Genomic DNA, 26,075 nt, shown 5'->3' with positions numbered 1-26,075 from the left:
GATTATTCGGTATTATACACAGAGGGCAATAAACGGTTAGCGTTTTTGAGATGTGTGTTTCGGTAACTCAAGTTTAATGACGACTCTTTCATCGGGTTTAATTTGATTAAAGCTTTCTCCCCAATGCTTCCTAACAAGTTGATCAATCAAGCCTGTCTCTTTGGCTTTTTGTAATGCTCTTTCGATAATGGGCTGATAGCTAGCCATATTTGCTGAGAGGTAAAACTTGAAATCACGGTCGTAAACAAGCAGAAGTCTTTTCTCGATGGCTAAATGTGGATTTTGCTTCGCTTCTGCCCCAATCTCGTTCATACCTCGCGGAAAATAGTTTACATCTCCGGCAGTGCTGAGTTTTCCGTAAAGTGTTCGCCACTCGCCATCTTCTTGATAGACCTTTAATCCATTTTGTTTCCACACATCAACATCAAACCAGTTGACGCCCAAGCCTGCCACCAGCTTGGAACTCTGTAGATCTTTGAGCGTATTAATACCCTTGAGTCTTGCTTGAAGCGCGGGAGGAATGAGCATAACGCGCTTGCCGATAAGCCCGTTGGTAAGGGGAACATTGACTGCAAGGTATTTTTGGTCTCTTTCAGGCGTCGCGAGCAGCCACGTAAGGCTCAGTTGGCCGCTTTCAACCATCCTAATTACCCGCTTTTGCGGTATGTGTTCACTAGGGACGGTAATTGTTACTTTATAACCTTGTTTAGTGAGCGCTTCAAATAGAAGCTCATGATAAAAATGATGCCCATCGTCAAGCTGTGAGGCTAAGTTAAGGGTAATTGACTGTTTGGCAAAAGTTTGACTAGCTAAGACAAATAGCAATAGACTCAGAAATCTCATCCCTCCTCCTTATTTATAGTTAGCCACTATCTCTTGATACAAAGTTCTTCCACTCTCTCCGATAGTTTGTTTGATGGTATCGATACCCTGCTGAAGTTGCTGAACCAAATCACTGTTTGTTTCTAAATTAAATGCAAAATAGAGGTCTCCTTCACTCAGTACATAGACCGCTTCATACTCATCAGTATTGTAACCACCGCGTTTAAGCCACCATTTAGCAACATTTTCTTCATACGCCCATAAGTCTATGCGATCTTTGACAAATTGGTTGGCGAGTGTCTCTGGTACTGAGCTTTCAACCATAGAATCTCTTGGAACTCCCAATTCCAATAGTAGTTGTTCACCCACATCATCGCGAATAACGCCGATACGATATTGGGCAAGAGCCATAGGCTGGCTAACAGTGATATTTCTACTTTTCTTAGCCAATACCACAATTCGAGTTTTGCTGATCGGCCCAGCCCATTGGAAGATATGTTCTCTAAGCTGAGTTCTCGTCGTTGAAAATAGGACGGTGTCTGGTTTAATCAAGGCACTTCGATACGCTCTCGGCCAAGGCTGTACTTGGATTGACTCTAGTTTGACCTGACTCTTAGCTTGCTCACTCGCAGACCTAAGCACATCTATAGCTATGCCTTCGACACCTTCTCCTTGGTCAAAATTATAGGGGGGATACTGTTCCGTCAGATAGCTCAGTTCATTTAGTTCTACACTATGAGAAACTTGTAAAAATGAGCCATAACTGAGTAAAAATAATATTAAAAGTCGCATAAGACGACCTCAAGTCATTAGTTTATAGCCTATAAACAAATGTAGAGGTCGTACACAATTCCGTCTAGCTAATTAGATAGATTAATTAACAGCTTTCCGGTAAGTCCTTTCCGGACGACCTACCGAACCATAGTTTAGGTCGGCTTCAAGTTCACCAGTGCTGATAAGGTATTCTAAATAGCGGCGAGCTGTCGTTCGACTTGCGCCAATCTGCTCTCCCGCTTCGTCAGCAGTTAAGTCTCGCTTATCAACAAACAATGCCTTGATCTTATCTAGAGTTACGCCGTCTATACCCTTGGGTAACCGTTTTTTTGACGATTCACTTGTGCTAGGGGCTTGTAGCATTTTATCAACGATATTTTGATCTAAGTCGTTGGCATGAGTAAGTTGTTGCTTTTGATGTACATACTTTTCTAAAGCAGCTTCTAAGCGAGGAAAAACGACGGGTTTAAGTAAATAGTCAACGACCCCACCTCGCATTGCCTGTTGCAAAGTATCAACATCTCTCGCCGCGGTGATCAAGATCACGTCGCAACTTAGGTTGTTACTCCGGAGATCTTGCAGTATTTCCAAGCCTGTACCATCTGGAAGGTAAACGTCTAACAACAGTAGATCGGGTTGAAGTATGTCTAGTTGTATGTTTGCCTCAAGTTTGCTGGTCGCGATACCTATCACTTCATAGCAGCCTATCTGCTCCAGATAACGTTGATGCAATTGAGCAATGGCGAGATCATCTTCAATGATCATTACCCGAGTTACTCTCGTCATATCTGTTCATCCTTAGGTAGATACACTGTCATTCTTGCACCATGATTTTTGTTATTCGTCATCTCTAGCTCACCAAGGTAACGAGTTGCAAGCTGATGGATTAGAAACAAGCCTACACCACGCGTTGATGCGTCCTTACTCGAAACACCTCGTTCAACCAATGCGGCTGTACTGATGTTGTCAGGCAAGCCGCAGCCTTGATCCACAACTTCTAGTATCACTTCGTTGCCATAATCGCTTATCGAAACTTCAACGACTCTCCGGACGGATGGAAACAGTGGGTCGCCCATAATTGCCTCTCTAGTGGCATCAAAAGCGTTATCGATCAAATTGCCTAGTATCGTCACCAAATCTTCAGGATTTATACGCTTTGGCAATGGTTCCAGACGCGAACCCTCTTCAACTACTAACTGTATACCCAACTCACGTGCTCGCTCCGTTTTTCCGAGTAGCATTCCCGCAATCAAAGGCTCTTTTATCGTCTCTCTCAAAAATTCAATTAATACCTGATAGTGCTCTGTTTCTTGGCCTATGAGATACTGAACTGCTTCAAGTTCTCCCATTTGCACCATGCCGCTGATAGTGTTTAGTTTGTTTCGGTGTTCATGAGTTTGCGAACGAAGCATTTCGGCATACTCTTTCGTTTTCGCTAGCTGTTCTGTCAGCTCTGTAAGGTCATCTCGTCGTCGGAAACTCGATACCGCACCCACTACCTTACCATCAACAATGATCGGGCTTCTGTTGGCAATTAAACGCTGATTGTTTAAATAAAGGTTGATATCGTGATCGGTGCGAGCAGTTGAAATAACAGTATGCAGATCGCTTTCTGGTAGAATCTCACTGAGAGGGCGAGCGAGACTTTGCTCCTTGCTCAAGTTTAGAATTTGACAAGCACTGCGGTTAATCGAACGCAACTTACCTTGGTCATCTATGGTAATGATCCCTTCTTTGAGCGTCTCTAGAGTCACATCAAGCTCTACGTAAAGACGCCCTATCTCTTCAGGTTCAAAGCCTAAAATGGCTCTTTGAAATCGGCGTGAAGCATAGCTAGATACGATCGCATTTGCGCCAACGACAACAAATGTCATCAACACGAGGAAAATGATAAAGGGCTCTATTCGATCCTGCAGGCGGTCTAGCAAATAACCAACGGAAACAACACCTATGATGTCACCTTGGTCGTTGAACACGGCCGTTTTGCCACGTACGGAGTAACCTAGCGAACCTTCAGCAACCGATATATACGCTTCGCCACCAATCAGGGCACGCTCGTTATCACCACCTTTCATTGGCTTACCAATGCGCTCATCCAACGGGTGCACCAAACGAATCCCGTTTTTGTCGCCAATTACAATAAACGCGGCGCCAATCAGGTGAGTTAAACTTCGGTAACGTTGTTGGCTCTCATCATCGACACCGTTTTCAATGGTACTAATGACATAAGGAGACTTAGCAAGAAATGACGCAACACCAAGGGCCTGATTCCCCATTTCATCTTCTTGAGCCTGTTTAATATAGATGAATCCCGCAGCAACCAGAATCAACAGTTCAATCAAGCCTGATAGCGTCATGATAATCAGCATTCTTTTACGAAAGCTGATACTACTCCATTTCATACCTTCTCCTTAACACAAGGCAGAATAACATTCGTATAACATCACCACGATTGCTTGTTGATTAAACTGTGAAGCTTACAAAATTAATTTATTCCCGTCGGTTATTACGCGACCACTGCTTATTCTGCAAACGATTACTTTTAGATCTAGTTAGAAAATCCACATATAAAACCAGTAGAATACTCGACATTGATCACACTAAATTTAGATTATTTTTTGTACTAAATAGTCGTAAATTTCGTATAATTAGTGAACACAGAGAAATGTGTAGAAACGTTTAAACTGACTGCCAAACTCGATATAACAAATACATAATAATTTGGCAGCCTAATTGTCAGAGGGAAATACGATGAAACGGGACGTTTTCGGTATTTGTTTATCTAAGGGTATGCTGTCGAATAACCTATCAAGTACTTTTACGCACGTAAGGGCTTACCAAAAGTCTGAAGAAAGCGAGGATGTTACAGTGCTACATGCATTCCCGCAAATGTCTGGTCAAGAAGTGTTGATCAACATGAAAGAAACACAACGGCTTTTGTGGCGTGCTGAATTCATATGCTCGGGCATGAAATAATTATGCTTTGAATACACCAAAGAGGGAAGCCACTGAGCTTCCCTCTTTTTATCAACTGGTTGTGTGACTTTGTGCTTGTCTCAGTTGAGTCAAATACCTGATCCAGCTCTTTGCTTGCGCTGATGGTTCGACACTGTTAGCGCGCTTGGCTTCGATTAAGGCTTGCTCTAACTTGCCTAACTTATAGAAAGCTCGGGTTTTAACCAGCGCCACCTCCACCTTCCTACCCTTAACTTTATCCAGTACACCCAACGCAGGTTGATAGTAGCCTTGCTGAACCATAAGTTGAGCAACATTCCATTGGTATTTCGAATCATGCTTAGCGGCCAACTCCCATACATCTAAAGCTTTATCCCACTCTTTCGCATGCTGCCAATACGTTGCCTGTTCAGACAGTAACTGGGCATCTGTATCAGCATGTTCAAGCTCACTAACTTCAATCGCAGCACGCTCTGGCACACCTCTCTTAGCATATAATTGAGCAAGCATACGAAGATCACTTTGACTTAATTCGAGCTTGTTTAGCTTAGCCAAAGACAAGGTATCTAGCGCGTCGTGGTCTTTACCAACTCGCAATTGCAAGCTAACCAACTGTCTCCACCAATTAACTTTATTTGGTTGCAATACAATCAACTGTTCCAAAGTAGGAATCGCCTGCTTCCATTTCTTTAACTGGATCTGCGCGCCTAGTTTGAGAGATAAAGGTTGGAGGCGGTTTTGTGAGTTAACCTTTAGATGCGCATTTGCAGCAGGTATAACTTTCGACCATTGTGCTAATTGGTAGTGAGACTGTGCTATACGTAGCCAAATATCGTCAACGTTCTGCGTTTCGGGTACGGATTTTTGCAATACATAGTAGTGATGGAGAGCTTGCTCAAACTGTTGTTCGTTAAGGTAAAGGTCTGCCAGCATTCGCTCTGTAATCCAACCTTGCTCATCTTGTAACAAACCGCTCGCTACTGCCTTTTCTAGATGTTTAATCGCCAGTTTGGTGTCACCATCTTGCCAGTAGAATACACCGAGCATCCGTGCGACAAAAGCTTGGTCATAGTCTCTCGCAACCTCGAGTTCCTTGAGTAAAGTAATGGCTTGTTTAACCTGCTCTTCTTGCACCAGTTCATGCGCCTTTTGGACTCTGGTTGCCGTGTACTGACTAAGCTCTTGACTAGCCGAAGCCCCCGAAGCGAACAGCAGAGAGACAATCAATAATCGTTTAATCATTTCGGTATCTTAAACTCCACAGTCACTGTTTGGCCAGGCTGAGCAACAGCGCTACCATCAACAACTTTAGGTTGGTACTTCCATTTCTTGAGTGCTCGAATCGCCTCGCGTTCAAACATACGCTTAGGATTCGCCTCGGTGACTTCAACATCAACAGGCCTGCCGGTCGGGTCAATAGTAAATGTCATAATTACGTAGCCTTCAGCGCTACGCTTCAATGCTTTTGTCGGATAGCGTGGTTCAACGCGATACAGTGGCATCGCCTGTTGATTGACACCGAAATCACCAAAACTTGGGGCACTGATAGCCAATCCTTCGATAGCAGTATTTAGCCCCAGTACTGATTGTGCGACCGGTGATACCTGAGTCAGTTCAGTATTTGTTTGTGACATTGTCGTCTGCTGTGGAACTTCAGGTGCTTTAGGCTGTTCTGGAACAGAGCGTTGACGACGCTGTACATCTTGTTCGTTTTCCACCATCACCATATTAAAACTAAGCGCTTCGCTAGGTTCAGGTGCACGCCGATGATTTATATCCACCATCCATGCCATGAAGCTAAAAATAGCCACAACACAAGACAGAGCTATCGGAGTGGCAATGAGCAATCGACCCACTAGATTTTCTCCGCCGCCAAAGCAATATTCTTAACCCCTGCCCCTTTTGCAGCATCCATCACTTTCACAACGGTGCCACTATAGGCATGCTCATCAGCTTGTATAACCAGAGAAGCATCGGGATTATCGAGCATAAGATGCTCCAGAGTCGCTTCAACACGTTCTACATCCACCATGCGTTTGTTGATATAGATATCATTGGCTGATGTTATGGCAACAAAAATTCCCGCCTCTTTTTGACTCACAACATTTGAAGCCGTTGGTCTGTTAACTTCAACACCAGATTCACGAACAAATGAGCTAGTGACGATGAAAAAGATCAGCATGATAAATACGATATCAAGCATAGAAGTGAGATCCACTTGAGCTTCATCTTGTTTAGCATGGCGTCGACCGAGTCTCATTGTTGACTCCTTAAAGATTTTTCCAATTTAATTTCTTTCATTTGGCACACCTTGACCAAACGCGCATGACAGAACATGCCTGTTAGCGCTGCGACCATGCCTGCCATTGTTGGTAGGGTCGCCAATGAAATACCTGAAGCCATAAGTTTCGGGTCACTGCTGCCTTGATTGGCCATAACATCAAACACTGAAATCATGCCTGTCACCGTACCTAGCAAACCAAGCATAGGGCAGATCGCCACCAGCACTTTAATAAGATTGAGGTTCTGATTTAGCATGGCATGCGCTTCAGACAGCCAACCTTCACGGATTGAACGTGCATACCAAGAATGTTGATCACTGCGATGCTTCCAAGTATCAACCCACTGGTTTCTTTGTTTTGGAAACTGAAACCACAGAAAAACAATACGTTCAACGATCAACAACCAGCTAACCGCGACCACAGCCGACAACCACCAGAGTACCTGGCCACCTTGCTGCATAAAATCTTGTAGCGAAATCAACCCGTTGCTTGTAGCAATTGCATGAGGAAGAAGCGTGAAGATCGCGTCCATTACGCTGCTTTCTCTAAACTGTTTTCACTCATAGCGTTTTGTTTTTCCGCCTGCTGAGCAACCAGAGCAATACCTTGTTTTTCTAGGATGTTACGAATGCTCTCGGCTTGAGAGCTAAGAATATTGTGTGCCAGCAACAATGGCATTGCAGAAATCAGACCGAGTACAGTCGTCACCAGTGCCATGGAGATCCCCCCAGCCATCACTTTAGGGTCACCATTACCAAACTGGGTGATCACTTGAAAGGTTTCTATCATGCCAGTCACAGTGCCAAGCAAGCCCAACATTGGAGCCAATGCTGCAAGCAGCTTCAGCATAGAGAGACCTTTTTCTAGGCCCGCTTGCTCATCAACGATCGCTTCCAGAAGACGAAGCTCTAGTGCTTCAACTGTCTGTTTTTTCTCTTTACTGTACACGGCTAAAACGCGACCAAGAGCGTTATCGGCCGGCGTTAGAGGCGTTTGCAATTGTTTACGAATCTGCTGTCGCGCAATAGACAAACTCACACCACGAACCAAGGATATAATCAGACCGATAGTCAGAAGCCCAAGAATAATTTTTCCTACAACGCCCCCCGCCTGAAGCCTATCCATCAGGCTTGGAGTGAGCGCCAATTGTTCAAGCATAATGCCACGCGAAGGGTCGACAACAAGGTTTGTTCGCTCGCCACTTAACAATCCCGCGATAGACGATGTTGTTGGCCCATTTTCTGGCTGCTTGATGTAAGCCGTTGCGTCTTGTTTAGTTCCGTTCCAATTTAGGTAGCCTTGCTCGCCAACCAAACCGAAAGCACCAAGGCGTTGCGCTGTCACATCTTGAGTGAGTCCTTCACCATCGACAAATTTAACTTGAGTCGACTGTATCTGACCGGTCGCCTTAATTTGTTCTTCTAAAGCAGACCATAGTCCTGTTAGTTGAGCCAGAGAAGGTAGCTTGGTTGCAGCAACAATCTCTTTAATGACACCAGAGTAGGTTTGAGCACCCGCTCCAGTTACTGAATGAGAAAGCTCAGTTTCAAGCTCTTTGGCATGCTGGCGTACAACACCAAAGACTTCACCTAGGCTTCCCGTTTCAAGACGCAGCTTTTCTTCAAGTCGCGCTAGTGTGTCTTCGTTTTGGCTAAACTGGGTAGCCAATCGATCGTTTTGTTGCTGCAACGTTTCTCTTTGTTGAATCAGTTGAGCTTTTAAAGCGGCCAGTTCACGCTCGGTTTGCTTAAAACCTGATTCACGTTGAATGTTATGCTGTTTTTGAACTTTCGCGTCAGCTTTGGCCGGAGAAGCTAAATCAGCCGCAACGCTGTTAAACGAAATAGCGCTAAATGCAATTAAAGAAGTAATCAGTGTACGTTTCATTATTTTGCCTCCGCGACTTTTATGGAGACAGGAAGAGTAATCAGGCTTGGTGCTGTTTGTTTCGCCGCTATACTAAACGCTTTGTCTAGATCCGCCTTAAGAGAACCATCTACATCTAACCATTGCTCAGACTTTTGATCCCAAGACCAGAACTTAGTGCCGTTTAAGCTACGTGCGACTAACGAAATACGACCTAAATACAGAACATCTGCCTCTCTGTTTTCACCGTTAAGCGCAATTTGGCCCTGATACAAACCGAGCTTGGTGCCGTAATCTAATTCGATTTGATAGGCCTCTAAAATGCGGCGATACTTTTCAGCATCACTGACGTCTGCTCTAGTCATCATTGAGTCAAGCTTAGCGATCCGTTGTTGGCGTTGTTCGAACTTGATCGGTGCATCATCAGCAAGGCTCTCTTTTAGCCCATCGACCATTTGATACATCAAGGGAACAATACCTTGGCGTGTAGACTTAATCTCTTCTATCTGGCTATCTAAACTTGCGACCTCTTTAGCTTGGCTTGTAACCAAGGCTGTCAGGTGATCGCGATACACTTTTAGATTTTTCACTTCTTCTTCAAGCTGTTCAATTTCCGCTTTTAAAGTCAGCGTTTTTTCAGCGCTGAAGTCAATACGCTTTTGGCTTGAAGCTGAAGCTGCATTAGTTTTGTTCTGGATAGATTGAGCTGAATCAAGGCTGTTCGACAGGGTGTTCGATGCTGAAGTAGCAAGGAGAAGTGCCAAGCTAGTTTTAATTAAATTCATAACGGCTATTGTTCACTGATGCGATATACGATTGAGAAACACTCTCATTTACACTCGCGACATAGTACCGCGATTGAGCAAAATTGCAATTGTCCCTACACTTTATACAAAAACTGGGGAAAGGCTAAGCCCTTCCCTTAATATAACTCGAGTCATTTGTCGACTTTCGTTGTTAGTATTTGATTTGTAACGTTGCCATGTAATTACGGCCTTCACCAATGACGACACCCTGAGCGTAGTTGTGCTTAGAAGAGGTTGTACCGCCACCACCTAAATATTCAGTATCGAACACGTTTGCAACCGTTAAGCGCGTAATCATATCTAGGTTTTCATCGTATCTATACGTGTATGCCACTCCCATATCTATCCGAGTGTAACCTTCTTTTTTGAACGTGTTGGCATCATCACCGTAACGAGAACCTTCGTATATAACCCCTACATTGAGGTCTACGTCATTCGTCGCAGCGTAGTTAGACCATACACTTGCTGCAAACTCTGGCACGTCTACAGGACGGTTACCTGCGTAGTTTTCGTGGTTTTCTATCTTAGCATCCAGGTACATTGCCGACCCCGTTAGCGATAGTTTATCTGTTACAAATCCTTGTGCTGCTAGTTCAGCGCCGCGATGAACCTGTTTACCGCTTTGAGTTTTTGTCCAGTCGCCAGAGCTTGCATCTTCTACGTCCATACTTATGTTGTCTTTAGTGATGTCGAATACTGCACCAGAAACAAATAGACGATTATCTAGCAATTCCCACTTAGTACCTAGCTCATAAGATTTACCAAGTGCGGCATCGAGCATTGCGCCATCATTAGTATAGGTTCGACTTCCGCTTGAAACGACGCCCTGAGGCTCGAAGCTCTCAGAATATGAGACATAAAGACTACCGTTGTCCGCTGGATGGAAGATCACCGCAAATTTAGGTGACACATTCTCTTCGACAACACCATTTTCGACTTTGCGATCAAATCGGAGTCCTGCTAGTACCTGCCATTGCTCACTAAGGGTGACTAAATCTTGTGCATAGAAGCCCCAAGTATCGTAGCTTGAGTGGCTAACTTTGTCCTTACCACTATACGTAGGCACACCGACTGACTCACCTGGTGATACATCTTGGCTGTTAAAACCTTTTTGATTACGGTCGTAGCTATAACCTAGCCAATTTGAACCTAATAGAAGTTGATGACTCATACCCGCAAGCTCAAGGTTACCTACGAGATCGACGTAACCGGTTCTAAAACGCCACTTGTCGTTACGGTTGCTTCCTCCGTGCCCTACTGTTCCATTTGAGTCTAGCTCCGAAAAGTCAGGGTAGCTCTCGATATCGGTACGTTCAAAGTCTTGATAATTGAACCCTGTATTAACTGCCCACACATCCGAAAGGTTAGCACTAACATTGAAACCGATATTTTCAACATCATTTTCAATCTTTGACCACTGCGCATCCCAAATATGCTCTGCACTACCTACACGCTGGCCGTCGAGATTATAAAGCGCGCCAGAGTCAACGCTGCCATTGTCATTGGTTTTATCGTAGTGGAACGAAACCGTAACATCATCATTGATGTCATAGTCTACAAACAAGCCAGCAACTAAACGTTCTGTTTGAGGTTTTGAACCGTCACCATATGTTCGCCATGAGCTGTAACTCTCTTTTGAAACCACAGTGCGCGCTCTTAGTGATTCGTCATCATTAAGGGCACCACTTACATCAACCATAGTACGTGAACGGTCATTGGAGCCTACGTCTTGACTAACGTTGACTTTGGTATCATAAGTTGGCTTCTTCGCCACCATGTTTATCAGGCCGCCAGGTGCTGACACGCCATATAGCAAACCAGAAGGCCCTTTAACCACTTCTACCCGCTCAAGCAGTTCAACTGGTTGGCGGTAATGTGACCAGTGCTGGTGACCGTCACGTAGAAACCCCGAAGAACTTTGTACTTCGAAACCGCGCAACGAGAAGCGCTCACGGTTGCGACCAGTACCACCAGCACTTACGCTGGCATCATTCTTTAAAACTTCGCCAAGAGTACTTGCACGTTGCTCATCAATAAGCTGCTCATCAATAACAGCAATCTGCCCCGGAGTTTCTAACTGTGAAGCTTCCATGCGCATTGCTGTTGAGTTAGTGTCAGCCTTGTAGCCGTAGTCACGTCCCTCTATCATCATGTGCTCATCAGTATTGATCTTCTTCGCTACCACTGCAGGAGCCGCCAACACAGCGCCGATTACTAACGCCAACTGACTCTTAGTGAACATATTTTTCTCCGAATATTTCTTACAGAGCCTCATCGCTCTGTTGAGTTTTTTATAACGAAGCGAAATATAAGCGATAACCAATATCATTTGCATTATATTTACATTCTTTGCATTCCTAATCGGTCAACCAATAAAAAAGCGAACACCTAGGATGTTCGCTTACAATCTTGCGGGATTTAAAACTCAAACCGGGACAATCAACTCAACTCTTAAGCCCCCTTGCTTACGATTCGAAGCACTCACTTCCCCTTTTAGTAGGTTGATCGCCTCTTTTACTATCGCGAGGCCTAGGCCGTATCCGCCACTCTGTTTATCTCGTGCTGCTTCTAATCGGGTGAAAGGTCTGAATATCTCTTCAAGTTGAGCCTGAGCAATTCCAGGACCGTTATCTGCAACTTCTATACACACCGAACGATCAGATTGATCAGCGCGTTCATAAATCGACACCTCTATTCGTGCATTCTCGCCAGCATATTTAATCGAGTTAGAAATTAGATTGCTAACACAACGCATCACCAAGCGTTCGTCTGTCATCACCACTGGTATCGCTGAGCCAGTATAGATAGTTAGTTTTTGTCCATTTCTTAGCTCAAGACGGCTCTGATCAACCTGAGTTGATAACAAGCTCTCTAAACAGATTGGGCTTACCTGCGCTTCGTAACGAGAGTTCTCTAGGCGGCTGAATTCAAGAATTTCTCCAACTAACGCATCCATCTCATCGACTTCTTTTTCTAATCTTTCAACCAGCGGTATTTCTGACTCAGAAGATTTCGCACGCAGTAAATGGAGAGCCAGATTTTGCCTTGCTAACGGAGTTCTCAATTCATGAGAGACATCTCGAATAAGTCGGCGCTGCCTTTCTGCTATAGCGTGAATTTCATTAGTCATATTATCGAAGTCATGGGCAAGGTCATTAAACTCACGGGTGTTTGATTGAAGCTCTTCGACAACCTTTACCTTAAAATCTCCCGAGGCGAGACGACGGCTTGCTTCCCGAAGACGATCAAGGGGCATCTGCAATTTTCTGGCAAAGATCAACGAAAACAACAGCAATATCGCAATCACGATAATGACCTTACTGATCGAAAAATAGGCGATAAATCGATGGGCTGGGTGCAATTGACTGGGCAACTGTACAACCAGTGTGTTTCCCTTACCTAGTCTGACTCCGATAAGAGGTTTATTCACCCTTTCATCTAGAAGATCATCCATTTCTCTGAGGAACCTTAGTTTAAATTCGAAGTGCGGATGCATCTGACGATGGGATAACGGTTGCTTTTCGTCATTTAGCACAAACAAGTAATAAGGCTGCGCATTTGCCCAATCGGCTAAATCGTCCATGTCTCCATCTTCGATTAGCACCTTGGCTTGGTGCGCTAGATTCTGAATATCTTGCTTTACCTCTAGCGGCACTTTTAGCATCGTCTTGATCAGTGCTTGCTCAGCCAAGGCTTGCAAAATCACTATTGATATAATGACGGTGGACATATAACTAAACAGTTGAAAAACCAGGGTATCTTTTCGCTTAACGAGGCTTGGTACGCGTACAGGCCCAATCATAGAACTACCCTACATTTTCGACAAAGCTATACCCTTTGCCTCTGATTGTTTTAATGTGCTGTTTTGACAATCCCGCTTCCACAAACTTGCGTCTCAAATTGCTGACGTGCATATCGAGATTGCGATCAAACGGACTCAATTCTTTCTTCAGCACTTCTATTTGCAGCTCGGCTTTAGAGACAACAATGCTCTCTCGATTAATTAAATAGTTGAGTAAATCTGCCTCTGTACTTGTCAGAGGCAAATTTGAGACTTTCGATGCCGAACCAGCAAAGGTGATACATTGGTTTTGGCGCTGTTTTTCTAATCCAACCCGACGGAAGATTGCCTTGATTCGTGTAAGGAGTTCAGGAACTTTGAACGGTTTTGCAATGTATTGATCGGCACCCGACTGGTATCCATCCAAAATAGATTCTTCGTCATTGAGCGCCGTAAGCATTAAGATTGGCGTAGCAAAGCGTTGGCATATCTTGCGTGCGACTTGCATACCGCTTAACTTCGGAAGCATGACATCAAGTAGTACCAAATCAACAGGCTTTTTCTCTATATATTTGAGTGCCGTTTCACCACAATGAACGCTTTCAACACTATAACCTTCTGCGTTCAGCACATCTGAAAGCAATTCACACAACTCAATATCATCATCTACAACTAAAATACTCGACATGAGAACAACAGTACAATTGAAAAGTGTTCGCATTCTAATCTGAACCCCATAACAACACAACGTTCCCTTGTTTAATTGGGGGTAAAAAGTGCCTTACTTTCGCTTGGCAACTCCCAAATGCCAAACGGCGCCTAACAGGCTTTTAAGTTTTACCTTAGTTGCACGCCAATGTGTTGAAGGCGTTCTAGGAGCAGTGTCCATCAAGTGCTGGTAAACTTGCTCATTGAATTCAACTTGGCCACCGTGGGCAACCAAAAGGACTTTGGGGTTTAGACGATAAACACGCTTTAGTGAAGCTTTGTATTTGTTCGGGTGAAAAATCGGGAAAGGAGAAATAAGTTTTTGCTTAACTTCGACCATAAGGTCAGCAACGTACAAGATATCTCGCTCAACATTGTGTAACGAAAGATCTCGGTCTGTATGACCAGGAGTTTCTAATACTTTCCAATCTTCAAAATTGGGGATGGCATCGCCATCGCTGAGCTCAACATCCGCATTGAGCCTTCTCGAATACCATAAGTTGCGCTTAGGTTTGCGTTTACGATTTGCCACCCATCGTGCTAGCGCTATGTCAGTTAGATGCATCAAAAAGCCATCTACCCCGGAATACCAATCTTTCTCTCTTTTTGCAGAAATTATCTTGCATCCGGTGAATTCACGAAGTTTATGAGCTGCCCCCGCATGGTCTGGGTGCATATGAGTCACTACTACCGCAGACAAATCTGTGAAGGGTCTTTGAAGTTCATGAGTGATAAACTTCTTGATATAAGAAATATCAGCTCTAGATGCCCCATCAAGCAGCATCAGTTTATCTGTATACTCAGCTAAGTAGATCTTTTGAATATAGCCATCAAGGGAGTGGATTTTCACAGCGCAATTCTTTTAACAAATCATTTACATTCCAATGTAACAAGGTTTGCCTACATTAGCAGAGTATTGACTCTAAAATGTGAACTTTGATTTCCTACGCGCTGTTAAACTCGAGCAATATAGTGTAACAGGATTATAAATGAGCGCTATCTGACGTCACTCATTCATTGCATTCAACTGTTTCAATGCCCTAGGGTTTAAGCATAACAAGTCCCGTTTTTTCAGAAACCTGCTTAACGACCTTATTCACTTCAGTCGCAATGAATGACAAGGCTTCCATCTCTTGCTCAGTAAAAGGGTGAAGAAGAATCGACTCCGCACCATTTTTTCCTACCACAGTAGGTAGACTTAATACCACGTCTTTGAGACCGTACTCCCCTTGAAGTAAAGTAGCAACAGGTAGAACAGAGCGCTCATCAATCATAATCGACTGGATAATACGAAAAACACTGGCCGCTATGCCGTGAGTAGTATTGTGCTTTCGCTTAAAGATCTCATAGCCAGCTTGTTTCACTAATTCAAGTAGCTCATCAGCACAGATCCTTTCTATATGATGCGTATCGCAGTAGAAGTCAGCGGGTTGACCCGCAATCGAAATAAGGCTTTTAGGTGTGAAACAATGGCTACCGTGCTCACCGAGTACATAGCCAAAAACGTTTTTGGGATCGAGGTTGACACGATTTGCCACAATACTCATCAGACGGGCTGTATCAATCACACAACCACTGCTGATCACTTTAGAACGAGGGAAAGTTGTGTTTGTCGCAACGAAATGAGCAACCACATCACATGGGTTACTGACGATAATAAGTGTTGCATTAGACGCTACGCGCTCGACTTGTTTTGCAATATCTACACCGATGCGACTATTAATTTCCGCAAGATCAATACGAGTCTGACCCTGCTTAATTTGTGCACCGGCAGTAATAACAACGATGTCTGCACCAATCAGAGTCAAGTAATCATCGGTTGGTATTAAATGTGTATTTTTTGAAAATGTCAGGGCTGAAGTATGTCGAAAATCAAACACTTCTCCCTCTGCGCGTTGCAAGTCTTTGTCAAGCAATACCAATTCACTCACACTGCCGAGTGTGAGGAGATAATTACACACTCCTACACCGACTGAACCTGCACCAATAACACCGATCTTCATTTATCTTTCCCTGTAAGCATTACCTCTTAACTTTGGATTGTACTAACAACTTCATCAATAATTCCAATTTAATTTCGCACTCAAAATAAATATTAGCATATACTGCCATTGCAATTTCGAAACCTAGTTTCTTCCTTTAAACAATCGTCCATCGGTTCGATAGAAAATCAGCGCAAGCAAAATGAGGCTGCAACCAATCAATTTATTGCGCGACAGTTGTTCTCCGTACCAAAGAATACTGAGAATGACCGTCCAGATTGGCTCTAGCAACATGATCAGTGCGGCATTGGCAGGGTTGCACCCTTTCTGCCCCAAAGTTTGCATGACATATCTAAGGCTTGTCGCAAGCAGTGCGCTTAACGCAAACCATCCCCATATGGAAGTTTCAACGCTTTCCGGGATGGTTTCAAATATCAAGGAGGCGACCAGTGCAAGCACTCCGGTCACGAACAGTTGAATGCATGTCAACATAAGAACAGGGACTTTTTGCGCCAACTTACTATTTACATTAAAGTGAAGCGCCAACAGACAGGCATTGGCTAAAAACCACAGCTGTCCTGCAGAGCTTTTCCACCCATCCGTTAACGACAGCATTGCTAAGCCCGCAATGGCTATAGGCATAGAAACCCAAAAAGCCCTTTTAGGACGCTCTTGATAAAGAACCCAGGCAATAATCGGCACGATAATCATAGACAGGCTAACGATAAAGGCACCTTCACCTAGGGTCTCGCTAATAGAAATCGCATAGACCCAAGTAAGCAGAGCCAAAGCAAGAATGCTCCCACCTCCTATCGCCTGCAATAAAAGTTGAGTGGTCAGGTCTCTAAAGCGCTTGTAGCATAAAGGTAATAGACATATCGAAGCCACAAGAAAGCGCAGCCCAACAAAACCAAATGGAGGGAGACCTTGTATTGTCTCTTTAGAGAAGATCCACCCTAACCCAGCGAGAGCGGTAGTTATAAATAGGATCCAAGCAGCTTTACGTTCAGCGTTCAATTTAACTCTCTCTATGGTCTATCGACCTATCTATTTTATTATTAATATCTGACTGATAGTGTCAGATTTGGACTACAATGGCTATGAATTATCTATCCAAAATTCTCGCTAAAGAGTAATCTGTTCCCTTTCCATCATAGAGAATAACCATATGATTATTGTTGGGCATCGAGGTGTCGCAGGACACTACCCTGAAAACACTAGATCGAGTATTGAAGCAGCAATTAAGCTTGGTTTGGAATGGGTTGAGGTTGATATCCAGCCAACAAAAGATAACCACTTAGTTATTTGTCACGATCATACTATTAATAGATGCAGCGATGGTGTTGGACGTTTGGATTCATTAACGCTAGAGCAACTTAAGCAGTATGATTTTGGCCAGTGGTTTGATAAGCGTTTTAGCCATGAGTCAATTTTGAGCTTATCAGAATTGCTGCAAATGAGCGCCGAGCACAACTTAAAGCTTAATCTTGAGATTAAAATCGATAGACACGACCCACAGTTCGTATGCCAACGACTTAAGCAGCAACTCAAAGAGGCAAAGGTTGATCCCCACCAGATTGTTATTTCAAGCTTTAGCCATCAAATCATCCATCAACTTTATCAACAGTTGCCGCAATACAAAATTGGTGTTCTTTGCAATCGCCTTGATAGCAAGACTAAACAGCTGCTAAAGCAAGTAGGCGCGTTCAGCTGTAATATCAACTATCGTTGGGCCAACAAACGACTGGTAGAACACTTAAAAGCGCAGGGTTACCAAGTGTGGAGCTATACCGTCAACAACCCAGGCTCGTTAAAACACCTGCCAAACCTTGATGCTATTTTTAGTGATTACCCTGAACGATTCCTTTAGTCTCCTCTCCTTCTTTATCCAGTGTTATTCGAAACTACTGTATAACACTGGATAACTTATTCTGTTCTAGCTCACATTTTTGTCGATTCCCTCTCTACATCAAATTTCGCCTAAAAACGAATAAAACCCATAAATACAACGTATTACACCAGAAACATCAGAAGTGCCAGCAATTTTCTGCTTAAAACCTGCACAAAAATGCTTGCTATCGCCATCAATAAAAACTACTGTATATACATACAGCATGTACGTAAGGACAGTAATTATGATTCAGGCACATACTCAAGCTCACACGTTCTCTAAATACAATGTTTTGGCTCAACCTACGGTACCAATGAGCATTGATAACACAACGCTAAGTCGCCTAGCTGGTCTTTCAGGGCAGCAACAATGGATCTTGTTTACTGCAGAGTGCCCTCGTCCAGATTATGAGCAATTTGCTTCTTATCATGTTAGCTGTAAAAAGATCATTCAAATGAAGCCATCGCAAAAACAGTCTGAGTTTGAGATCGTCAAAAAAGCGATTGAATCCGGTAACGCAAGTGCCGTAATCGCATCTAACAATATCCCTATGATCGAGCAAAGCCTGCTGCGCGTTCATGGCAAACAGTTCCAGTGCGAAGTCTTTTTCGTTGAGGGCAGATTCAACCAGTACCACTAATAAGCTCAACAAATTCACTGTCTTTTCGCCCCTCTTTAACCGAGGGGCCTTTTCTTTTTTGCATCCTATTGAGCTGTTTTCCACCATATAGAGAAAAATCAAAGCAAACGTTTGCTTTTTCTGTGGCAGCACAAAATAGTTCTGGTATTATGCGAAGCAAATAAATTATCTGCGTAGATAATTTCACCACCTTGCTAAAGTATAGGAATGTCAAAATGAGTCTCGCTGATCAAGTTCTCGCTGTTAACGATGATCTTCCAATTCGCACCGATAAACCCGTCCACAGCGGAAAAGTTCGCTCTGTTTACTGGCTCACTGAAGAAGACAGCAAGCGTCTTATCCAAGAAAAAGGTTATGACGTCGCCCCAGACGCGCCGCTAGCCATTATGGTTATAAGTGATCGTATCTCAGCATTCGACTGTATTTGGCACGCCGAAGGCGGACTTAAAGGGGTTCCTGGTAAAGGCGCAGCGCTCAATGCTATTTCAAATCATTGGTTTAAGCTTTTTAAGGACCACGGCTTAGCTGACAGCCACATCCTTGATATTCCCCACCCTTTCGTTTGGATCGTTCAAAAAGCGAAACCAATTATGATCGAAGCGATCTGCCGCCAGTACATTACTGGCTCAATGTGGCGCTCTTATGAGAAAGGCGAACGAGAGTTCTGTGGTATTGAGTTACCAGAAGGACTAGAAAAGGATAAAGCGCTACCAGAGCTGCTGATGACACCTTCAACGAAAGGCATTTTAAAAGGTATTCCGGGCGTGCCTGAAGCCGATGACGTCAACATCACGCGTCAGAACATCGTAGATAACTTCGCCGCATTTAACTTTTCTAAGGCAGAAGACATCGATCAGTACGAGAAGTTACTCCGCGAAGGCTTTGTTGTCATTAGTAACGCTCTCGCACAAGTTGAGCAAATCTTTGTCGATACTAAGTTTGAGTTTGGTTATGTGCATGATGCTGCGGGTAACGAGAAGCTTATCTACATGGATGAGGTTGGTACTCCAGATTCATCACGCATTTGGGACGAGCTAGAATACGATACGGGTAACATTGTCGAAAATTCAAAAGAAGGCTTTCGTCAGTTCCTACTTAACCACTTCCCTGAACCAGATATCTTACTTAACAAAGAGCGCATGGACGAGCGTGCAGCATTAGCGTGTGATAACGCACTACCGCTAGAGGCACTAATGGACATATCTAAAACTTACTTAGGCATCGCAGAGAAGATCACAGGTGGCAAGATTGAGTTAAGCAATAACCCAAAACAGGAAATCATCGATATCCTTAGCCGCGATTACGGCCTGATCGATTAACCTCCCCTGCCGAATCGAATGCCTTCACTTTTGAGGGCATTTTTGATTTCACCGCAATTATCAAATTGGCAATTCAAAACAGAGCATAATTAAACCAGCATTTTCTCTGTAGGTCAGCGAATATACTCAAAGGAGTCTGACATACATTAGTAGAGGTTGCTTCCTGAATACCAGGGTTTCACTTTTGTACGAGCGAGAAAAAACTAGCTCTGTGCTTCGCTATTTATTCTTACCACCTTTGTTCCCCCCACCGCTGTTACCACCTCCGCGATTACCGCCCCCTTTGTCGCCTCCGCCTTTGTTGCTATTACCGCTATTGCCTCGGCTTTCGCTACTATTACCCTTTCCTTGGCTCCGCGAGCTCGAAGAGTTTGTGCGGGCGTCTGGTGATTGTTTATTTGTTTTCAACTCACCAGTACCATTACCCGGATTCGAGTATTTGGCATGCGCTTCTAGCTCTTCTTGAGTAACAAAACCATCGCGATCTTTATCGAATGAGGCAAACGCACTGAGTCCATCTCCTTTTTGTACAGACTCATCGCCCTCTTCCTCCTCGTCACCATCATCACCTCCAAAGCGGAACTGATTAAACTCCTCTCGCGATACCAGCCCATCACCATCGGTGTCCATCGCTTCGGCACTTGGCGGCGTTTTGGAACTATTGTTGCTCTCCTCACTCTCCTCTTCCTCTTGTGCATTAACATGAAAAGAGCTTATTGCGATGATAAACGCGATCAACTTAATTAACTGACTCATAACCACTCCTAATCATTCTATCAATTAGAGTTTAGCCAAACTCGGCCAAGTCGCTTATTTGATCTCTTCCTCTATCAATTGTTAGGGCGAAAAGGTATAAGTAGCAGACCGTAATCAACTCTCGTTATCTATGGATTACCCAGCCCTTTCTCGAATCAGCCTTAAACACCTTACCGTGTTACATGTCCTTCTCAGTACTCATAGCGTGACCAATGCCGCCAAGGTCCTATGCGTTACCCCGTCAAGTGTGAGTAAAACTCTCAATCAGCTGCGGGATCAACTTAAAGATGAGCTGTTCTACCGTGAGGGAGGCCAATTAATTCCAACGCCATTTGCGCTTAGTATTGGTTCTGAAGTTCATAAAATATTGTCGAGCATGAATGGTATTTTGCACCAAGGTGCTTTCAAACCAGCGGAATTTGAGGGAACAATTTCTCTCTCTATGCGCGAAAGTACCTTTGAACTGTTCGCGTCAAAAATCGCACTCATCGTAAAACAGCTTGCCAACGCGAGAGCTATCAATGTTTATGCGAAAGAGCAGTTAAGTTTTGATGCATTAGTGCGGGGGCAAGTCGATTTTATGATCTTACCGCATGATATTAGCCAACCGCCGACTCGTAGCCGAGAGCTAATGTGGAAGCAGATTCATTCAGATGAGATGGTGTGCTTGATGTCAGAGCAGCATCCACTCTCAAATAGCGATTTGGATATACACGGATACCTCTCGTATCAGCATATCGGTATTCTGGACAAAGATCTCGCTGAGCCCTACTTCGAGCAAAACCTGACACAAAAATACGGCGCTCGTAAAGTGGCAATGTCCGTTGCGGATTTCGGCGCTGCCGCGATCATGTGTCACCATTCAGAGCACTTACTGACCTGCTCTAAAATGTGGGCTGAAAATGCAGCGCAAGCAAAAGGCTTAGTCTCTAAACCTCTTCCTTTTGAGTATGGCAAGGTCGCCTATAGCTTAGTGTGGAACCAAGCAAGCTTAAACAACCCTGCACTACACTGGCTCCACCAGCAATTGACTACCGCTGGCTAAGTATAAATAGCAGGGGTAAGTATCGGTTGGACAATTCTATCTGCAATAAGTGAGTGAAACCGATTCATCTCAACTTCACTACATTTTGCCCACTCTAGTGCTTGCCCACTCACCCCATGATGCTGAAACGCATTAAGCCGAACTATCACGTCGGCCGGCAGTGAGCGAATCAATTTAACAACCTCATCGATTTCACTATCCAGATCGCTTTTACCCGGAATATGTAACAGCCTAAGCTCATGTAGTTTTTTGGCGCTTGCTAGATAGCGAATCGAATCTATTACTCTATGATTGTCTCTTCTCGTTAACCATTGATGCGTTTCGCTCTGCCATGATTTTAAATCGAGCATAACACCGTCAAGAACAGGTATAACTTTTTCCCAGGCGTGAATAGGTAAATAGCCGTTACTATCAATGAAACAAGTTAGGTGTCCTAGCTCTCGGTCTGCTTTGATGGCACTAAATAGTGCTATGATAAACGGGAGCTGAAGGGTGGCCTCTCCACCCGAAACCGTGATACCGGATATAAAGAAGTGTTGGCTACGGATGACCTCCAAGATCTGAGTGACATTGTAACGCCTAATCTTGGGGCTCGATTTGTGACCACAGATATCGATACATTTATCGCAGTGAGTACAAAGCCCTTCATCCCAAACCACTTTGTTATCAGTCATAGCTAACGCTTGTGTAGGACATGAGTCAACACAATCACCACAGTGATTACAATGATTGATCGTATGTGGGTTATGGCAATTTAAGCAATCGAAGTTACACCCTTGTAGAAAGATGACCAGGCGATTGCCCGGCCCATCAACACAAGAGAAATTAAGAATGCGGCTAACTAACGCTGACTTCTCACTCACTGCTGTGCCCTACTACTTGTAAACTGGCTCTGTTTCCATGCTTACCACGCGAGGTGAACGGTCTAGTATTCCAGTGTTCTTTGCCGCCTCAGCTCCCAAGAAAGTAGTGTTTTTACGTGAGCCTTCCTCGGCAAACTTATTGATATCAGAAAGCTTAATCATGTAACCCGTAACACGGACTAAATCATTAGACGCAACGTTCGCGGTAAACTCCCTAAAACCTTGCTTCAAAGCGCCTTTACACAAATTGAACATAGCTTCGGGGTTGGATTTCACCGTTTCATCTATGGTCAAAATATCACTGATGCCAGAGGTGTAATATTTGTGCTGCTCAGCGGTTGCTTGAACATAAGACACAGGATCTGGCTCGGTGCCATAAGGGATACGAACACCAGGTGTCACATCTTCATCCAAGCTGATCCCGCCCTGAGCATGAAGCAGTGCCTTGCCCTCTAAGCCATATTTCACTGGGCTACTATCGACGAGGTGAGCGAGCTTTTCAGATATTGCGAGTGCGAGTCGATTTGCCTGATGACTATGCCCGTATTTTTCATTGATACCTTCTTTATCAAGCAAGATATTGACCGCTTCGGCCATACCATAAATGCCATACATCGGTGCAAATCGATTCTCTTCAACCAAGCCCTCTGTTGTTAAGAAGCCTTTGAAGAAGTTCGATTTCTCGTGCAGGTGACTGCTGCGCGCATCCATGAGCTCAATCATTAATTCACTATAAGATGGCAAGACATAATCTAGAAAATCTGTTCTGTCTTTTGAACGCAATGCAACTTCTTTTAGGTTCATTCGCACTAGGGTATTCGACCCACCAGCAAGAGGCAGAGAATTGTAACAACTAACAATGCCGAATTTCTTTTCACCATAAGCGGCCGCATGCATTGGGTAATTGGCGATATGAGGCTTACTGCACTCGCAAATATTTGCCGTCGCTTGTCTGAGCAAGTCATCTGGGGTGACGTTCGCCTCGTACATAAAGGTTAAGTTCGGAGCGATTTGCTTTAACTCTGAGTCGACTCGTAGGATGGTTCGGCAAATGATATTATCTGTTGGACCAATGTTTACATGCATAAACGCATCTGGCAGTGTTCTATCTAGCATAATCCAGAATCGTTTAAGCTTGGTATAAAGCTCCTCTTCACTGAGATTTCCAACGTACGGCAGTAGAACATCATCTAATTGCCCTAAGTAGACGGGGATGTTGGTCACCGATGGGACATGATGGTAGAGAATGGTCAGCAAGTTGATAGCATCATCAAAATCTTTAGCGGCTTCCAGCTCTAAATACTCAGAGCCGCGCTTTAAGAACTTTGCGTAATCTGGCAAAACATAACGTGGTTTAAACGGTGCATGGCCTTCAAACATGTCACACAAAATGCCTGCCTCCATAGCATCAACGACATCCTTTGATACCTTCATGTAAGGCAGACTTGCCTCTGCTTCGAGCGCTAAAAATTGATTCTTCTGTTTTGGAGAGAGCTTGGCATCGGTAACGATATTGGTTACACGTTGTTGGAATGCATTATGAGTTTCAGACATGGCTATAATCCTTATTAATTATATGGATTTTAACCCATGCCATTAATGTCCACTATTGATATTATGTTTAGGTCTATTTTCCAATTTGGAAATAAACACATAAAAAAACCCCGATTTCTCGGGGTTATCACGTATTGCTTTATAGCTTAAAGCGTTGAATTTCCTGCTCTAGCTCATGAGACAGCTCGGATAGCTGAGCGGCTTGTGACGCCGCGTCATGAGCTTCATCTGCCAGTTCATTTGACACATCTCGAATGCCCACTGTGTTACGAGTAATTTCAGAGGTCACGGATGCCTGCTCTTCTGCTGCTGAAGCAATTTGAGTCGCCATATCGCTGATGCGCTCTACTGCTGTTTGGATTTGCGTCAAGCTAACAGCAGCTGCATCTGAATCTGATACGCTGGTATCTGCCAGTTGACGGCTATCACCCATGATACCTACCGCTTTACCCGTCGTACCTTGAAGCATTTCAATCATCTGCTGAATTTCTTGAGTCGAAGCATGAGTGCGTTGGCTTAGTACGCGAACTTCGTCAGCAACAACCGCAAAACCTCGCCCTTGCTCACCGGCTCGTGCGGCTTCAATTGCTGCATTAAGTGCAAGTAGGTTAGTTTGTTCAGCAATCCCCTGAATGGTCGAAAGAATTGTATTGATACTGTTGCCGTGAACTTCAAGCTCTTGGATGACTTCAGTCGCTACCTGCACTTCAGTCGCTAGGTTTTGGATAGAAGTTTGAGTTTGGACAACTTGCTCGCCACCGTGAACACACGCAGTAACGGCTTCTGTTGAGTTCTGGGCAGTGTTGTCTGCATTGCCTGCAATCTCTTGAGTCGCTGCCGCCATCTCATTGATTGCGGTCGCCACCATGTTGATTTCATCTTGCTGGAGACGAATACGAGCACTACGCTCTTCAGCTTGCTGCGCAGTTTGCTTGGATTGCTCTGATAACGAAGCTGAAACCACACTAAGTTTAGACACCATAGTATGCATGTTGCCAACGAACGTGTTGAAGTTTGTTGCTAGTTGACCCACTTCATCATCACTACGTGGTTCAAGGCGTTGAGTAAGGTCACCTTCACCTGAAGCAATCTCCTCTAGGGCGTTAGAAACACGAACCAAATCTTGGAACAAGAAGCTAACTAGCCAAGAAACGACAGCAATAACAATCAAGGTAATTACAACGGCAGTAATGATTAGGCTTTGAAGAAGCTCACTATGGGCAGCTTCTTCTGTCGCACGATCCATTTCAATAGCAAAAATCCATTGAGTATCCGGGACCTTAGTGAAAAAGTAGAACTTCTCTTGCCCGTTACGTTCGATCATCTTAATTGAACCCGCATCGGCCGCCTCTTCGATTGCTCGAGGAGTAAACTCTTTTGAAAGCGTAGTAACAGGCTTAAGAGATAGAGACTTGTCTGGGTGCGCTAAGAAAGTACCATTTTGTGTATCAATTAGCATAGCGTAGGCATTCTTACCCGCATCCAAGTTGATGACATCATTGATAAGCTGGTCAATGAGTACGTCTGCACCTACGACTCCCACAAACGCACCATTACGACGAATAGGTTCAGCTATAGTCACAAGTAAAGCATTGGTAATGGCGTCTTGGTAGGCAGTCGTGATGATTTGGCGACCAGCAGCATTGGCATCGATGTACCAAGGACGTACACGAGGATCGTAGTCCGCACGATTACGTTCCGGGTGAGAACGATACATACCCCCTTCAGGTGTACCTAAAAAGATGTCATCAAAGCCACCCGCCTTTCGAGCTTGCTGCAAATAAGGGACAACATCAGTTTCGCCACTGTAATCGTTAAATGCAGAGGCGATATCTTTACGAATATTGATCCAATCTTTAATCCCCGACGAAGCCGTCGTCGCGAGACTTTCTGCACGAGCGTAAACGCCATTTTGAGTTTGCTGTTTAAGCTGATCAGCCGATAGCCAGGTCAAAGCACTTGCCATAAGCACCACTGCTATCAGGCTTGCACCTATAAGTTTTTGTTTTAGTGATATATTCATAATTAATT

The 26,075-nt window shown here is 44.2% G+C and carries 25 protein-coding genes; 5 read left to right on the top strand and 20 right to left on the bottom strand.

All coding sequences use genetic code 11. The annotated features are described in order from the left end of the window. Positions 1–36 precede the first annotated feature (36 nt). The 4 genes from APB76_RS00405 to APB76_RS00390 all read right to left on the bottom strand — a co-directional run bounded on the left by APB76_RS00405 (position 37) and on the right by APB76_RS00390 (position 3,998). Positions 37–843, bottom strand: a complete 807-nt coding sequence (locus APB76_RS00405) for a hypothetical protein (RefSeq protein ID WP_049845210.1) — start codon at positions 841–843, stop codon at positions 37–39. A gap of 9 nt (positions 844–852) precedes the next feature. Further along, positions 853–1,614 carry a substrate-binding periplasmic protein gene (locus APB76_RS00400; protein WP_049845209.1) on the bottom strand — a complete coding sequence of 254 codons (762 nt, stop codon included), beginning with the start codon at positions 1,612–1,614 and terminating at the stop codon, positions 853–855. 81 nt (positions 1,615–1,695) lie between these two features. Then, complete coding sequence (locus tag APB76_RS00395) at positions 1,696–2,382, bottom strand: response regulator (protein ID WP_054963026.1); 687 nt, start codon at positions 2,380–2,382, stop codon at positions 1,696–1,698. Then, positions 2,379–3,998: an ATP-binding protein gene (locus APB76_RS00390; protein ID WP_054963025.1), complete on the bottom strand. Its 1,620-nt coding sequence runs from the start codon at positions 3,996–3,998 to the stop codon at positions 2,379–2,381. The genes APB76_RS00395 and APB76_RS00390 overlap by 4 nt, the downstream gene beginning before the upstream one ends. A gap of 349 nt (positions 3,999–4,347) precedes the next feature. Here APB76_RS00390 and APB76_RS00385 point away from each other — a divergent pair, with 349 nt between their 5' ends. Next, positions 4,348–4,572 (top strand): hypothetical protein, encoded by a 225-nt coding sequence (locus APB76_RS00385; protein ID WP_049845206.1) that lies wholly within the window; start codon positions 4,348–4,350, stop codon positions 4,570–4,572. Between the two features lie 51 nt (positions 4,573–4,623). Here APB76_RS00385 and APB76_RS00380 read toward each other — a convergent pair whose 3' ends face one another. The 12 genes from APB76_RS00380 to APB76_RS00325 form a co-directional block, all read right to left on the bottom strand. Beyond that, entirely contained in the window at positions 4,624–5,793 is a 1,170-nt protein-coding gene (locus APB76_RS00380; RefSeq protein WP_054963024.1) for a tetratricopeptide repeat protein, read from the bottom strand. Next, a complete protein-coding gene (locus tag APB76_RS00375; protein WP_049845204.1) occupies positions 5,790–6,407 on the bottom strand; it encodes an energy transducer TonB in 618 nt (205 codons plus the stop codon). Before APB76_RS00375 ends, APB76_RS00380 begins: the two co-directional genes overlap by 4 nt. Then, positions 6,407–6,811, bottom strand: coding sequence for an ExbD/TolR family protein (locus APB76_RS00370; RefSeq protein WP_054963023.1), 405 nt, complete (start codon positions 6,809–6,811; stop codon positions 6,407–6,409). The genes APB76_RS00375 and APB76_RS00370 overlap by 1 nt, the downstream gene beginning before the upstream one ends. Next, on the bottom strand, positions 6,808–7,365 hold the full coding sequence (locus tag APB76_RS00365) for a MotA/TolQ/ExbB proton channel family protein (protein ID WP_049845202.1): 558 nt from the start codon (positions 7,363–7,365) through the stop codon (positions 6,808–6,810). Before APB76_RS00365 ends, APB76_RS00370 begins: the two co-directional genes overlap by 4 nt. After that, positions 7,365–8,720 (bottom strand): MotA/TolQ/ExbB proton channel family protein, encoded by a 1,356-nt coding sequence (locus APB76_RS00360; protein ID WP_054963022.1) that lies wholly within the window; start codon positions 8,718–8,720, stop codon positions 7,365–7,367. Before APB76_RS00360 ends, APB76_RS00365 begins: the two co-directional genes overlap by 1 nt. Next, complete coding sequence (locus tag APB76_RS00355) at positions 8,720–9,484, bottom strand: DUF3450 domain-containing protein (protein ID WP_054963021.1); 765 nt, start codon at positions 9,482–9,484, stop codon at positions 8,720–8,722. Before APB76_RS00355 ends, APB76_RS00360 begins: the two co-directional genes overlap by 1 nt. Before the next feature lie 172 nt (positions 9,485–9,656). Beyond that, a complete protein-coding gene (locus tag APB76_RS00350; RefSeq protein WP_054963020.1) occupies positions 9,657–11,747 on the bottom strand; it encodes a TonB-dependent siderophore receptor in 2,091 nt (696 codons plus the stop codon). A 183-nt stretch (positions 11,748–11,930) separates the two neighbouring features. After that, positions 11,931–13,307: a histidine kinase sensor domain-containing protein gene (locus tag APB76_RS00345; RefSeq protein WP_049845198.1), complete on the bottom strand. Its 1,377-nt coding sequence runs from the start codon at positions 13,305–13,307 to the stop codon at positions 11,931–11,933. Positions 13,308–13,311: 4 nt separating this feature from the next. Then, positions 13,312–13,974, bottom strand: a complete 663-nt coding sequence (locus tag APB76_RS00340; protein ID WP_054963074.1) for a response regulator transcription factor — start codon at positions 13,972–13,974, stop codon at positions 13,312–13,314. Between the two features lie 93 nt (positions 13,975–14,067). Then, on the bottom strand, positions 14,068–14,844 hold the full coding sequence (locus tag APB76_RS00335) for an MBL fold metallo-hydrolase (protein ID WP_054963019.1): 777 nt from the start codon (positions 14,842–14,844) through the stop codon (positions 14,068–14,070). Positions 14,845–15,034: 190 nt separating this feature from the next. Continuing rightward, positions 15,035–15,997, bottom strand: coding sequence for a lactate/malate family dehydrogenase (locus tag APB76_RS00330; RefSeq protein WP_054963018.1), 963 nt, complete (start codon positions 15,995–15,997; stop codon positions 15,035–15,037). A 123-nt stretch (positions 15,998–16,120) separates the two neighbouring features. Continuing rightward, positions 16,121–16,993, bottom strand: a complete 873-nt coding sequence (locus APB76_RS00325; protein WP_049845195.1) for a DMT family transporter — start codon at positions 16,991–16,993, stop codon at positions 16,121–16,123. 151 nt (positions 16,994–17,144) lie between these two features. Here APB76_RS00325 and APB76_RS00320 point away from each other — a divergent pair, with 151 nt between their 5' ends. The 3 genes from APB76_RS00320 to APB76_RS00305 all read left to right on the top strand — a co-directional run bounded on the left by APB76_RS00320 (position 17,145) and on the right by APB76_RS00305 (position 19,826). After that, positions 17,145–17,846 carry a glycerophosphodiester phosphodiesterase family protein gene (locus tag APB76_RS00320; RefSeq protein ID WP_049845194.1) on the top strand — a complete coding sequence of 234 codons (702 nt, stop codon included), beginning with the start codon at positions 17,145–17,147 and terminating at the stop codon, positions 17,844–17,846. A 265-nt stretch (positions 17,847–18,111) separates the two neighbouring features. Further along, positions 18,112–18,507, top strand: a complete 396-nt coding sequence (locus APB76_RS00315) for a hypothetical protein (protein ID WP_049845193.1) — start codon at positions 18,112–18,114, stop codon at positions 18,505–18,507. A gap of 215 nt (positions 18,508–18,722) precedes the next feature. Continuing rightward, on the top strand, positions 18,723–19,826 hold the full coding sequence (locus tag APB76_RS00305) for a phosphoribosylaminoimidazolesuccinocarboxamide synthase (RefSeq protein WP_054963016.1): 1,104 nt from the start codon (positions 18,723–18,725) through the stop codon (positions 19,824–19,826). 219 nt (positions 19,827–20,045) lie between these two features. Here the strand turns inward: APB76_RS00305 and APB76_RS00300 are convergent, their stop codons facing one another. Next, entirely contained in the window at positions 20,046–20,582 is a 537-nt protein-coding gene (locus APB76_RS00300) for an EF-hand domain-containing protein (RefSeq protein ID WP_054963015.1), read from the bottom strand. 130 nt (positions 20,583–20,712) lie between these two features. Between APB76_RS00300 and APB76_RS00295 the strand changes: the two genes are divergently transcribed. Next, entirely contained in the window at positions 20,713–21,627 is a 915-nt protein-coding gene (locus tag APB76_RS00295) for a LysR family transcriptional regulator (protein ID WP_054963014.1), read from the top strand. On the opposite strand, the gene APB76_RS00290 is transcribed toward APB76_RS00295, so the two are convergent. The 3 genes from APB76_RS00290 to APB76_RS00280 form a co-directional block, all read right to left on the bottom strand. Further along, positions 21,624–22,490, bottom strand: a complete 867-nt coding sequence (locus APB76_RS00290) for a YjjW family glycine radical enzyme activase (RefSeq protein ID WP_054963013.1) — start codon at positions 22,488–22,490, stop codon at positions 21,624–21,626. The two genes, APB76_RS00295 and APB76_RS00290, sit on opposite strands and share 4 nt — an antisense overlap. Positions 22,491–22,502: 12 nt before the next feature. Further along, entirely contained in the window at positions 22,503–24,044 is a 1,542-nt protein-coding gene (locus tag APB76_RS00285; RefSeq protein ID WP_054963012.1) for a YjjI family glycine radical enzyme, read from the bottom strand. 139 nt (positions 24,045–24,183) lie between these two features. Beyond that, a complete protein-coding gene (locus tag APB76_RS00280) occupies positions 24,184–26,067 on the bottom strand; it encodes a methyl-accepting chemotaxis protein (RefSeq protein WP_049845186.1) in 1,884 nt (627 codons plus the stop codon). Between the last annotated feature and the right edge of the window lie 8 nt (positions 26,068–26,075).

It is taken from the genome of Vibrio bivalvicida (assembly GCF_001399455.2).
Lineage (GTDB): Bacteria > Pseudomonadota > Gammaproteobacteria > Enterobacterales > Vibrionaceae > Vibrio > Vibrio bivalvicida.
This window is presented reverse-complemented; position numbering and strand designations above follow the sequence as displayed.